The following is a 13,311-nucleotide window of genomic DNA, read 5'->3' on the forward strand; positions in this document are numbered from 1 at the left end:
CCGTAACGTATAAAGGAATCAGCCAATTATGAGAGAAACCTGCTCCCCCATCAGCCGACCTGCCATTGCACCGAAAATCTGGCCTGCCATGCTCTGCTGGTTCAGCGGCCTGCCCCCAAGGGAGCTTTGGCGTATATCACGGCTGTAAGGGAGAACCCCCATAAGCCGCAGCCCCGCCATATCGATGACATCGTCCAGATCGTGTATGTTGTTGGCCGGAACAAAATTCACAGGCACCTTATTGATAATGAGCCTTGCATTTTCAAAAGCGGCTTGACTGAGAAGCTGGGTCATGCGTCCAACCGCTCTGGCTCCCATCAGCTCCGGGGAGGTTACAGCCAGCACCTGATCCGCTTTCTCTAAAAGCTGGGGAAAAGTGGCCCAACTTATACCGCAATCAATAAAAGTATCATCGAACTGCCCTGCCAGCTGATCCACCACAGCTTTTATCTGCTCATAAGAAGCCGGCCGAAAATGGGTCGCTCCGGGGAGCAGAAACAGCCCCGGCTGAAAGGTGCTTTCCACAACCGCCTGCTGCGGTTCACATCGCCCTTCCAAAATATCACCAAGATCAAAAACGCCATCTTCCATGGTGCCAGTGATAATATCCAAGGATTTCGGCCCCAGCTCCAATAGAAGGATTCGCCGATTCATGCAAGCCAAAGCGGCTCCCAAATAGGCTGTCACACAGGAGGTGCCTGTTCCGCCTTTACCCGATGTCACACATACGATGCTCACAGTATCCCCCTATTCATGAATATTACCATATTATCACAATCATAAGCAAAATAACAGACCCTTTTTCAGAATAAAGAGAATTTTTAACCAAACTTCACCTGAAAAACACAATTATCCTGCCAATTAAGCCGCCGGGCTCTGCTCCGATTCACTGGAAGCAGCATTTTGAGATTCCGGTTTGGAAGAAGCGCTTTCCTCAGGGAGAGAGCTTTCCCCCGACAAAGGAATATCCACCACCTTATCATAGCCAAAATAAGCATCAAAAAGCTCTTTGGCAACCGGTGCACCGGTATAACCGTGCCAGCCCTTTTCAATAATCACCGCTATAGCCACCTGGGGGTCCTCAGCGGGAGCAAAGGCGATAAACACCGAGTTGGGGTAATCGGGAGTCTGAGGGGTACCGGTCTTAGAGGCCACATCCACCGGGTAATTGCCGAAATGCCGGATCGCGGTACCACTGCGGGAGGCCGTGACCATACCGGCGATCACAGTCTCAAAAGCTTCGTCAGGGGCATCCACCCGATCGGCCACAACCGGATCAAAAGCTTCCACCACTGTATCCATAGAATAATCCCGTATTTCCTTAACGATGCTCACCTGCATCCGCTGGCCCCGATTGCCGAGGGTGGCGGCATAATTAGCAAGCTGCAAGGTGGAATACTGATTCAAAAGCTGGCCGATTGCCGACTGGATAACGTCACCGGGATACCAAACCTCGCCCATCTGCGCCTTTTTTACCTCAGGATCAGAGCGCTGCCCGATATATTCAGGAATCTGAATGCCGGTGGACTCTCCCAAGCCCAGTTGTGCTGCAAAATCATTGATGGTGGTGATGCCGGTACGGCGCCCTACATCATAAAAGAAAATGTTGCAGGAAACACTCAAGGCCCGGTTCACATCAATCAGGCCGTGATACCCAAGGCAAGTGGCCGGATAATCGGGATAAAAGGTATACACCCGGGTGCAGTTGACAGTGGAGTGGGCATCAATCACCCCACTGCTCAGACCAGCCAAAGCCACAACCGGCTTAAAGGTAGAACCGGGGGCGTATTTTCCGTTGAGAGCCCGATTAAGGAGAGGGGCCCCCACGGTATCCTGAATCAAAGTGCTGTAATCCTGCCGGTAGGTGGAAAGATCATAGGAAGGATAGGTTACCATTGCCAGCACCTCGCCGGTTTTGGCATTCAGCATCACCGCCGAACCGGCGTTGGCCTCCTTGCCTTCTCCCTCGGGTGCTGTATCCTGCAAGTATTTAATCTGCCGAGCCAAGGCTTCCTGCCCGATTCTTTGCAGCTCCATATCCAAAGTTAAAGAAACCGTGTTGCCCGGTGTGGGGGCAATGGTTTCGGCGGCTTCAATGACCTCGCCGCTGAGACTGATGTATATTTCCCGCTTGCCGTTTTTGCCCCGAAGCTGGGATTCAAACTCCCGCTCAATCCCATTTTTACCGATGATATCATCCATAAGGTAACCGTTCTTTTTCAGCTCGGGATACTCTTCTGCATATATCGCACCGATGGTGCCGATGATGTGGGGCGCAATGGTTCCGTTGGGGTATTGGCGAATGGCGTTTTCCACCACATCCACTCCCGCCAGATCACGGCCTCGTTCCTTAATGGGAATAACCGAGGACATTTGAATGTCGCTGGCAAAGGTATAGGGTACATTCACCGCAAAGCCCCGGCGTTCCATCTCATACCGTACACTGGCAATGCGCCGGGCATCCTGTGGGGAGTACTTCTCCAGCTCATACCGCTCGGTCAGCCAGAAGATAACATCCTCCACCGTGGCATAGGGCTGGGCACCCAAAAAGGCCTTTAGCTTTTCCACATCTCCCTCATACCCGTCTTTAAAGGTATAAGGTGCCGTTTCGGTAATGGGCAGCAGATCGTTCCAATCTTCTCCCAGTTCTTCCAGCAAATTGATCAGCTTAAGAATAATCTCATTCTGCCGATCGGATGGAAAAAACGCCTTATCCACAATCACATCAAAGCCCATGCGGTTCACCGCCAGCGGCTGCCCGTTGCGGTCAACAATCTCGCCCCGCACTGCCTTAACCGTTTGGGTGCTGACATATCCGCCTTCCACCATCTTTTTGTACATCGCGCTGTCGACAATCTGTATGTTGACCAACCGTGCAACAAAAACCACCATCACAGCCACAATCAAAGCGGCCAGAATCCAGCGGCGCAGACGAATGGTGCTAAATTTCATGAGCCTCTCCTTTTTTAATCTCTCAAGGCCGCTTCAAAGCGGCGGAAAATTGCGCGAATCAACCAAAAAAGTAAGGGAACCACCGCCAGTGAATAAACGGCAGTGGGCAGAATCTTTCCGGTGAGAACCATCCAGCTGCTTTCGTATCCCCAAATGCTGTAGGTAAAGAGATAATCGAGGCTTCCCTCCAGAATCAGTGCCACAGCGGCAAAGCCCAAAGCATTGGTCAGGTTGCAGTGGAGCAGATAAATCACCAGCATCCCGGCGGATACACAACAAAGCAGGGTAAGAACCGCCCGAAAGCCAAAAAGGGAAAATCCCCCCATATCGCAGAAAAGGCCGGCCAACGCTCCGAAAATGCCACCCACAAATTCCCCTTCAAACATGGCCACAATAATAGCAGCAGGAATCACCCAAATGGGCTTGACACCTCTGATTTCAAACAGGTGCGGCACACTCTGCAAAACATAAAGCAGAATCAGCATCACACCGTAGGTAATGTATTTCAGTGTATGGACAAGGTGTGTGTTACGCATCCGGTTACTCCAATCCCTGACCTTCAAAGTGGGTGATAACCACCACATCCTTTACGTTGCGGATATCGGCGGCCGGCTTAATGGATGCCACAAGGCTGGTTCCATGGCTGCTGGTGCGCACATCCTCCACCACGCCGATCACCAAATCCTTGGGGTAAAGCGCCCCACCGCTGGTCAGAATCAAATCGCCCTTGGCCACTGTGCTTTCCCGGGGGAGATATTCCATCTGGCACATCCCTTGAGAAGCCATTTCCACTGTGCCGCTGACAATGCCGATATCCCGGGCAGCGCTGGCAAAGGCACCCACATCAATGGAAACATCCAGCAGGGTGATCACCTTGGAATAGGTGGCCCCCACCTCCGAAACATAACCCACCAAACCATCGGGGGTCATAACCGGATCCAGGGGTGAAATGCCATCCACAGAACCTTTGCCGATCATGAAGGAATAAAACCGGTCGCTGGGGTCCCGGGCAATGACCGAGGCCATTTCAATTTCCAGATCAGAAAGCTTTTCCTTTACACCTAGAATCTCCCGGAACTGCTCATTTTCATGCTTCATCCGGTCATATTCCACCTGATTTTCCCGCAGAGAATTGACCTGCTGACGCAGGAATTCATTTTCAGCGGCGATTTCATCGGCCCGCAAAAATTTATCAAAAAATTCGCCGGCACTCCGGGCAAGGGAGGCCGACGCCTGCTGCAGGGGAGTGGTTATAAAGGAAAAAATTTGAGAAAGCAGCGGAGCGGTGCCGCCGGTATAAACGGCCTGAATCATAAAGCCCACCAGCAGAGCCAGAACCGCCAGCAGAATTTTAAAACGTACACTGCTGAGAAAATCCTTCACCCGCCGCCACTCCTTTCCCGCCGGGATATGACTTTCAAGCCCTTAATGGGCCGAAAGCCTCTACTTCCTTTCAGAATCGGCACGGATTTCACTGAGAATCTGAATGTTATCCAGCGCCTTGCCCGCACCCTCGGCTACACAGTCCAGCGGGTTTTCGGCAATGTGCACCGGCATTCCGGTTTCGTGGGTGATCAGCGCATCCAGCCCACGGAGCATAGCGCCGCCGCCGGTGAGAGTGATGCCGTGGTCAATGATATCCGCCGAAAGCTCAGGAGGGGTTCTCTCCAGCGTGGTGCGGATCGCATCCAAGATGGAAGCAACAGGATCGGCAATGGCGATGCGGATTTCCTCCGGGGTAATAAAAATATTCTTAGGCAGGCCATCCACCAGATTACGGCCCTTGATTTCGTATTCTTCTTCCCCTTCGTAGGGGTAGGCAGAACCGATGTTGATTTTGATGTTCTCAGCGGTGCGCTCACCGATAAGCAGGTTGTATTTCTTCTTGATATACTGGATGATGGCGCTGTCCAGCTCGTCACCGGCCACACGAACCGACCGGGAGGCAACAATGCCGCCAAGGGAAATCACGGCCACCTCGGTGGTGCCGCCGCCAATATCCACCACCATGCTGCCGGTGGCTTCGGCTACGGGGAGATTTGCGCCAATGGCCGCCGCCATAGGCTCCTCAATGATGGAAACCTGCTTGGCACCGGCTTTGAAAGCAGCTTCCTTCACAGCCCGGCGCTCCACATCGGTAACACCGGAGGGAATGCAAATAATGATGCGGGGGCGGGAAAACCAGCTGTTGTTCAGCACTTTTTTGATGAAAATCTGGAGCATGCTGGCGGTGATATCAAAATCCGCAATAACGCCGTCCTTCAAAGGACGCACCGCAACAATGGAGCCGGGTGTACGCCCGATAACCTCCTTGGCTTCCTTACCAACATAACGAACTGTATCGTTGCGGATATCCACCGCAACAACAGAGGGCTCCCTCATAATAATGCCTTTGCCCTTCATAAAAATTAAGGTGTTTGCCGTACCCAAATCAATTCCAATATCCTTCGAAAACATGCTGTTTCCCCTTTCGCATCTATGGATTCACCGCAACTTTGGCTAAAATTATACAATATCCCTTTTATTATAACCGTTTATGCGGTTTTTCTCAACAAATTTCTTTCAGCTTCTAAAATTATCTTCCCGAGTCCCTTTCTCGGCTTCAACATACACCCACCAAGGCCCTTCTACCGGCCAGTGGAGCCAAAGCCACCCTGCCCTCTCTGGGTATCCTCCAGCGCCTCCGCCTCCACAAGCTGTGGGGTTGCCACCGGCATAATCACCATCTGGGCAATTCGCTCACCGGGTGCAATCTGGTAATCCTCCTGACCATGGTTGGTCAGGCCCACCATAATTTCACCCCGGTAATCGGAATCCACCACCCCAACTCCATTGGAAGGAACAATCCCCCGCTTGATGCCCAAGCCGCTGCGGCCAAAGACAAAGGCGGCATAGCTCGGCCCCTCCAACTGGATAGCAATGCCGGTAGGCACCAGCACCCGCCCCCCTGCGGGAAGGGTGAGAGGCTGCTCCAAACAGGCACAAAGATCGTAGCCGGCACTGCCCTCAGTGGCTCTTTGGGGCAGCACGGCGGTTGGTTTTAATTTTTGAACACGCAGCTGCTGCATGATAAAAACCGTTCCTTTCACATTGGTTTCTGTGCATCCATTGCGGTTTCTGCCATAGGCAGAGAGCAATTGGCATACCCTGCTTAGGGTGATTTTTCACGCTAAGGCTTCCTTTTTCGGTGCACCCTTGGGGCAACCGAAGTGTATGGGCGAGTGTTACAGAACCCGCCGGTAGTAAAGCCCCCGGGTGATTTCACCCTGTGGCGCACCACCCGAGCGGTAATCGGAGAGAACCTCTCCACAACGCCGGGGGGATTCATCGGTAAAAACAAGAGTAAGGAAGGCAAAGCCCTCCAACTCCTGAGAGCGGTCGGCCAGCCAAAGGGGCAGGCAGTTGTAAATCACCGAGCAGCCCCATTCGCAGTCAACGGGGAACTGGCGTCCGGTGCGGTCGGTAATGGTTTTCCAGCTTTTGCCGCAGGCAGCACAGCCTGTGTTCACCCCCACCGGGCAATTGCGGGTGGTCATGAGGGGCAGGCGGCCATAGGCCAGTATGCCGACCGGCAAAACACTCCCCAGCCTTTTGGCGGCGGGCAGTTCCAGCTCGAAAGAGGCTTCTGTATCCGCCAGGCCCATAGCCGCATATTCACCGGCAGAAAGCCGGTTGGTGATGTTGAGGGAATACCCGCCGTGCAAAACAAAGCCCAGCTCCTGCGCCAGCCGAACGCTGCCCAGATTGCCCACCCAAGCATGGGTTATCCCGGTCTCTTTCACCCGAACCAGCAGTTCCCGGAGGCGCTCATGTCCTTCAAAGGAGATGCGGGGCAGGGCAACCATGATTTTGGCGCTGTATCCTTCAAGCTGCTGGGGGGATAGCTCCGCCGCCAGTTCAGCCGGTATAATGACCTGATCTGCCTTTTCCCACACAGCAGTAACCAGCTGGTTGATACGGCTGACAACCACCCGCAGGGCAGATTCTCCCCCAGACGGGGCAGACCCCAAAGGAGGAATGGGCTGAGGCTGAAAGGCATGGGGCACAGTTTTCCCACGCAGGCCGGTGATTTGCTCAAGAACCTCCCGGCGCAAGGCATTGAGCTGGGAAACCGGCGCCATAAGGCCATCTTCCAGTTTGGCTTCAATTTTTTCTGCAAAGAAGGGGGTTCCCCCTGTTTTTTCCAGTGCGGCAGAGGCCTTCGCCAGATCGGTGGGGGCGGTGCGTGCCTGCTGGGGCGGCTCGCCCTGCGCCCGGGCACTGTTGCCATCCCCATCCTGTGCGGTGAGGGTTACCGGCTCGCCCGCAGCCATGGTCAGCTCAAACCGCAGGGGCACCCGCCCGGTTTCCTTGTGATAAAGACCGGCCAGCCGGGAAAGCACTCCCTGCGCCGCCGTTACATCCTCTTTATCCCGAACACCGAACATTTCACTGCCTAGTTTGCCATCCAGATAGCTGCTGGTAAAGCCGGTGCGGGAAAAGACCGCCCGCAGGCTTTCTACATCGGGGCGTTTGCCCTCCAGCGCCTCACGGCAGGCGGTAACAGCGGCGGCTACATATTCCGGCCTCTTCATACGGCCTTCGATTTTCAGGGAAACCACACCGGCCTCTTTTATGGATTCCAACTTTTCCACCAGCGATAAATCCTTGAGTGAAAGAGCGTGGCTGCTGTTCCCGGCCGCAAAAGGCAGGCGGCAGGGCTGGGCACAAAGACCCCGGTTACCACTGCGCCCACCGATCATACTGCTCATATAGCACTGGCCGGAAACACTCATGCAAAGAGCGCCGTGGACAAAGCATTCCAGCTCCATGGGGCTGCCTGCCGAAATGGCCGCAATTTCCCGGGCGGAAAGCTCTCTGGCCAGAACAGCCCGGACAAAGCCCAGCTCCTCCAGCTTTTTAACCCCATCCAAATTGTGCACCGCCATCTGGGTGGAGGCGTGAAGCGGCAGGGTGGGGGCCACTTTGCGAACCAGCGCCGCCACCGCCAAATCCTGCACAATCAGCCCGTCCACCCCAAGGGCGCAGGCTTCCTCAATCGCTTCCAACAGGCCGTTAAGCTCCCGGTCAAAAACCAAGGTATTCAGGGCAAGATAAACCTTGACACCCCGAACATGGCAAAAGGATACAGCCTGCGCCAGCTCGTCCCCATCAAAATTCTGGGCTCCACGCCGTGCATTAAAGCCTTTGCCGCCCAGATAAACGGCATCGGCACCACATAAAACACCGGCCGTGAGGCTTTCCATCCCCCCGGCAGGTGCTAAAATTTCCATTTTTCTCATCAGCGGGAACCCTTCTTATTGCCCAACAGTCTTTCCAAACGGGCTATTTCCTTGCGGGCATCCTCTGCCTCCATGCGGGCACGGGAAGCCTCCTCCAGATATTCCGCCAGTTGATCCCGAATGCGGTCGGTATCCCCTTTCGCCTTGCGGTAAAGATCCTGATAATTCAGGTTCAGCAGAACCAGCGCCTCTGTAAGGCCCAACCGCCGATTGCTCTGCATCACCCGGCTCAGCTGCTCATTGAGTTCGGTGGCCAGCTCCACCACATATTTTGGTTCCTCTGAGGTGGTAATGGGATATTCCGCCCCTTGTATATAAACGGTAACACGATTGATTTCGCTCATTCTATGGTTCCCCCTTCTGCCCAGCCAGAGCTTTTCGTATGTTCATCACCCGGATTTCAAAAATCCCAGGCGGTAGCATTCCTCATCATTAAAGAATAACGTATTAAAATGATTATACCTCATTCATGCAACTTGTTAAAGGGGTGTCGCAGAGATTTCGACAGTTTTATTTCGCCTTTTATAGATGCCTTTCAGGCCTTTTTTCCTTGTGATGCTATCACTTCTCAAAAACGTGTGTATTATTTAACAAATACAGTCATTGAAAAAGAGAATTTTTATCTATATAATGAAAATCAGCCCACAAAATACCAGCCAGACTGTGTTGGAGTATACCCGAATAATCCAATGCCTTTGCTGCCCGCTGGAAGCGGACTATGAGATGGAGGAACCACCATGAAGCATGCTTATTCCACCAAGGAAATTCAAGAACGCATTGCCGCAAAGCTCACCGGCGAGTTGGGCTGGGATTCCCCCGAGGCCGCCGATGATGCCGCCTATTACAAGGCTGTGGCCCTCGTGGTCAGGGAAATCACCGCTGACCGCCGCCGAAAATTCAAATCCCATAGCCTGGCCGCCGAAAAGAAGCAGGTTTATTATTTGAGTATGGAATTCCTGCTGGGAAGGAGCCTGAAAAACAGCCTTTTCAATTTGGGGCTGACCGAGCTTTTTGCGGAAGCACTGTTCGGAATGCAGGTACGGCTGGAACGGCTTTATGAATATGAGCCGGATGCCGGCCTGGGCAACGGTGGTCTCGGGCGACTGGCCGCCTGCTATATGGATGCCATGGCCACCAATGACATTATGGCGCTGGGCTATTGCCTGCGGTATGATTTTGGCATTTTCAAGCAGACCATTGTGGAAGGCTGGCAGAATGAAGAGCCGGATAACTGGCTCCCTATGGGTGAGGTTTGGATGACACCCCGGCCCAGCCATGCGGTGTCGGTGCATTTTGGCGGGCACATTGAGGAATCATGGGATGATAATTACCATTTAGTCAACCATGTGGGGTATACCACCGTGCAGGCGGTGCCCTATGATATCCGCATCCCCGGCTATAGCAGTGAAGGGGTCAGCACCCTGCGGCTGTGGCGGGCCAAAAGCCCGGCGGCCATGGATATGGAATCCTTCAACCGGGGGGATTATTCTTCTGCTTTTGAGCAGGCCGCCTTTGGGGAGGCCATCACCAAGGTGCTTTACCCCAACGACAACCACGTGGAAGGCAAGCTTCTGCGTTTGCGCCAGCAGTATTTTCTCTGCGCCGCCTCCATCTCGGATATCTGCCGGCGGCATCTCTCGGTTTATGGCTCCTTTGATAACTTTGCCGATAAAAACGCCATTCATATCAACGATACCCACCCCACTCTGGCCATTCCGGAATTGATGCGCTTTCTGCTGGATGATTGCGGTTATGGGTGGGATGCGGCTTGGAGCGTGGTTTCCCGCACCTTTGCCTACACCAACCATACGGTGATGCAGGAGGCCATGGAGGTTTGGGATGAGCCACTTTTCAAAAACCTTCTGCCCCGTATTCATACTATCATCGTGGAAATCAACCGCCGATTCTGCGCTGAACTGTCAGAAACATATCATCTCCCCCAAGAAACGGTGGAGCGTATGTCCATCATCGGCAATCGCCAAATTCGCATGGCCCATCTGGCCGTGGCTGGTTCCCACAGTGTCAACGGGGTATCCAAGCTCCACTCCCAGATTTTGCAGGATGCGGTTTTCGCCGATTTTTACAAAGCATCCCCTGCTAAATTTACCAATGTAACCAACGGCATCGCCAGCCGCCGCTGGCTGATTCAATCCAACCCTTCCCTCACCAATTTGATAAAAGAATCCATTGGCCCGGATTTTGCCAAGGATATGAGCAAGCTGGCAAAGCTGCGGGATTTTGCGGAAGACAAGAGCTTTCTCAAGGAGCTGGCCCGCTCCAAGGAGCAGAACAAGCTGGCCCTTTGCGAATATGTCCGCCAGAAGCAGGGCATTGTGCTCAACCCCCACTCTATTTTTGATACACAGGCCAAGCGGCTCCATGAATACAAGCGCCAGCAGCTCAATGTCCTGCACATTATCAGCCAGTATCTCTACCTTAAAGAAAACCCGGGCGCTGATTTTGTGCCCCGTACCTATTTCTTTGCTGCCAAAGCCGCCCCGGGCTATTTTGTTGCCAAGCAGATCATCAACCTGATCTGCACGCTGGCGGAGCAAATTGAAAAAGATGCGGCAATCCGTGACAAGCTGCGGGTGGTGTTTCTGGAAAACTACTCGGTGACCCTTTCGGAAATTCTCATGCCCGCTACGGAGATATCCCAGCAGATTTCACTGGCGGGAACCGAGGCCTCCGGCACCGGCAATATGAAGCTGATGTTAAATGGTGCCATTACCCTCGGCACGCTGGATGGAGCCAATGTGGAAATTTTGGAGGCTGTGGGAGAAGAAAATATGCTTCTCTTTGGGCTGAAAGCCGCAGAAGCTGCCACCCTGCGGGAGGCAGGCTATAACCCGCTTGATTACTACACCAGCGATCCCGTTCTCAAAAGCGCCGTGGATTATCTGCTCACCGGCTTTGACTCCGATCATTTTGCCGGGCTCCACAGCCTGCTGACCACCTCGGATTATTACATGACCATGGCAGATTTCTCTGCCTACCGGGAAGCACAGCATAAGGCCGCTCAGCTTTACAGCGATCCTTACCACTGGCAGAAAATGTCCCTTATGAACATTGCGGGCAGCGGGATATTCAGCTCTGACCGGGCTATTCTGGAATACGCCCGCAAAATTTGGAAGACGCAAGCATGAGCGGCCCGGTGATTTTTGACAGCCGCAGCCCTCGGTATAAGCGGCCTTTTGGAGCCTTGCGTGCAGGGGAGCCGGTAACCGTAAGCTTCTATCTGCCTAAAACGGCAAAGGTTGCATCGCCTGCTCTGGTGATCTACAAGGCCGATGAGTGGGAAAGCCCCGCCGCCATCATCCCTATGGAACTAAGCGATGTTTCCCTGACTGAAAATGGCTACAGTGGCCGCCTTGCATCCCAAATCACAGGGCTTTATTTCTATTGCTTTCGCTTGAAAATGGACGGTGCTCTTTGCTTTATCAGCAAAGGGGAAGGCAGTCAGGGTATGCTCACTCCCCAACAGGGTGATCTATGGCAGGTGACCGTTTATGAAGAGGCAGGCAACCCCTCTAAAATATTGGGGGATGGCATTCTTTATCAGGTTTTCCCCGATCGATTCTATGCTACCGATGCTGCACCGGGGGTACCCGCCGGGCGCCGCCTGCACCAAAGCTGGGAAGAAATGCCTGACTTTCGTCCCGATACAGAGGGTGAAATCACCAACTCCGATTATTTTGGCGGCAATCTCCGGGGTATTGAGGCAAAGCTGCCCTATCTGGCGGAGCTGGGGGTGACTGCCCTCTATCTCAACCCCATTTTTGAGGCGCACTCCAACCATCGCTACAACACCGCCAATTACCTGAGAATTGACCCCCTGCTGGGTACTGAGGCCGATTTTGAAAGCCTCTGTGCCAATGCGGATAAGCTTGGGATTTCGGTGATTTTGGATGGGGTTTTCAGCCACACCGGAAGCGACAGTGTCTATTTCAACCGGGAGGGCCGCTATGGGCAAGGCGGCGCTTACAACGATCCCGACAGCCCCTACCGGGAGTGGTATGAATTCGAAGTTTGGCCGGAAAAATACGATTGCTGGTGGGGCATTAAAACCCTGCCCAATGTTCGTGAAACTTCCCCTTCTTATCTTGACTTTATCTGCGGCGAAAAAGGGGTGCTGGCCCATTGGATGTCCAAAGGGGCAAGGGGCTGGCGGCTGGATGTAGCGGATGAACTGCCCGATGATTTTCTGGATGCCCTAGCCGCTCAAGTTAAGGCCATTAACCCGGATACCCCGGTGATCGGGGAGGTCTGGGAGAATGCCTCCAACAAAATCAGCTATAGCCACCGCCGCCGATATTTGCAGGGCCGCCAGCTGGATAGTGTGATGAACTATCCTTTCCGTGAGGGCATTATCGATTTTCTGCGCCGGGGAACCGGGCCGGAACTGCTGGAAACGATACTAACCGTTCTTGAACATTACCCCCGCCCGGTGGTGGATTGCCTAATGAACTTTCTTTCCACCCACGATACGCCCCGGGCCATCACTGCACTGGTTGGAGAGGAATTCCACGGTCAAGACCGGGAATGGCAGTTCGCGCACCACTTTTTAGAAGCAGAAACCTATGAGAAGGGGCTGTCTCTGCTGCGGCTAGGGTATCTCTTGCTGTTTGGCCTGCCGGGCAAACCCTGCATCTACTATGGGGATGAAGCCGGAATAACGGGTTATCGTGACCCCTTTAACCGCACACCCTTCCCTTGGGGGCATTCCCAGCCGGAGCTGACCCGCTTTTTCGCCGCCTTGGGGGGTATGCGAAAGCAATATGCAAAAAGCTTTTCCGGGGATTTCATACCCCTGCTTTTTGATGAGAATATGGTCTGCTTTTACTGGCAAAGCACCACAGGGCGGCTGCTGTTTGCGGTCAATCGGGGCCATACACCCCAAGAACTTCCCTTAGCGGTGAATATGCTGCAAAGCCGTGTGCTGCTTGTTACAGGCCAATACGAAAACCGAAGCCTTGCCCCCTTGAGTGGGGCTGTTCTCTGGGCAATGGGTGAAAACTGAATACAGTCTTAGCATCAAAAAAGGAACCACCTATTCATTAGGCGGCTCCTTTTTATT

The 13,311-nt window shown here is 53.6% G+C and carries 10 protein-coding genes; 2 read left to right on the forward strand and 8 right to left on the reverse strand.

Annotation, left to right across the window (positions count from 1 at the left end; all coding sequences use genetic code 11):
* Positions 1-18 precede the first annotated feature (18 nt).
* From U6B65_06480 to U6B65_06515, 8 genes are all read right to left on the reverse strand, one after another.
* Positions 19-738, reverse strand: a complete 720-nt coding sequence (locus tag U6B65_06480) for a cellulose synthase operon protein YhjQ/BcsQ (protein WRS28766.1) — start codon at positions 736-738, stop codon at positions 19-21.
* Between the two features lie 123 nt (positions 739-861).
* Positions 862-2,952: a penicillin-binding transpeptidase domain-containing protein gene (locus U6B65_06485; GenBank protein ID WRS28767.1), complete on the reverse strand. Its 2,091-nt coding sequence runs from the start codon at positions 2,950-2,952 to the stop codon at positions 862-864.
* Between the two features lie 14 nt (positions 2,953-2,966).
* Positions 2,967-3,488, reverse strand: a complete 522-nt coding sequence (locus tag U6B65_06490) for a hypothetical protein (protein ID WRS28768.1) — start codon at positions 3,486-3,488, stop codon at positions 2,967-2,969.
* A gap of 4 nt (positions 3,489-3,492) precedes the next feature.
* Positions 3,493-4,335: a rod shape-determining protein MreC gene (mreC, locus tag U6B65_06495; GenBank protein ID WRS28769.1), complete on the reverse strand. Its 843-nt coding sequence runs from the start codon at positions 4,333-4,335 to the stop codon at positions 3,493-3,495.
* A gap of 60 nt (positions 4,336-4,395) precedes the next feature.
* Complete coding sequence (locus U6B65_06500) at positions 4,396-5,409, reverse strand: rod shape-determining protein (GenBank protein ID WRS28770.1); 1,014 nt, start codon at positions 5,407-5,409, stop codon at positions 4,396-4,398.
* Between the two features lie 170 nt (positions 5,410-5,579).
* Entirely contained in the window at positions 5,580-6,020 is a 441-nt protein-coding gene (gene dut / locus U6B65_06505) for a dUTP diphosphatase (protein WRS28771.1), read from the reverse strand.
* 156 nt (positions 6,021-6,176) lie between these two features.
* The gene (locus U6B65_06510) at positions 6,177-8,234 is read right to left on the reverse strand and encodes a U32 family peptidase (GenBank protein WRS28772.1); all 2,058 of its coding nucleotides are present in this window, start codon (positions 8,232-8,234) and stop codon (positions 6,177-6,179) included.
* Positions 8,234-8,578: a cell division protein ZapA gene (locus U6B65_06515; protein ID WRS28773.1), complete on the reverse strand. Its 345-nt coding sequence runs from the start codon at positions 8,576-8,578 to the stop codon at positions 8,234-8,236. The genes U6B65_06510 and U6B65_06515 overlap by 1 nt, the downstream gene beginning before the upstream one ends.
* Before the next feature lie 393 nt (positions 8,579-8,971).
* Between U6B65_06515 and U6B65_06520 the strand changes: the two genes are divergently transcribed.
* Positions 8,972-11,380, forward strand: coding sequence for a glycogen/starch/alpha-glucan phosphorylase (locus tag U6B65_06520; GenBank protein WRS28774.1), 2,409 nt, complete (start codon positions 8,972-8,974; stop codon positions 11,378-11,380).
* Complete coding sequence (locus U6B65_06525) at positions 11,377-13,254, forward strand: glycoside hydrolase family 13 protein (protein WRS28775.1); 1,878 nt, start codon at positions 11,377-11,379, stop codon at positions 13,252-13,254. The genes U6B65_06520 and U6B65_06525 overlap by 4 nt, the downstream gene beginning before the upstream one ends.
* Positions 13,255-13,311 lie beyond the last annotated feature (57 nt).

This window comes from Oscillospiraceae bacterium MB08-C2-2 (assembly GCA_035621215.1).
In the GTDB taxonomy this organism is placed as follows: Bacteria; Bacillota; Clostridia; order Oscillospirales; family Ruminococcaceae; genus WRAV01.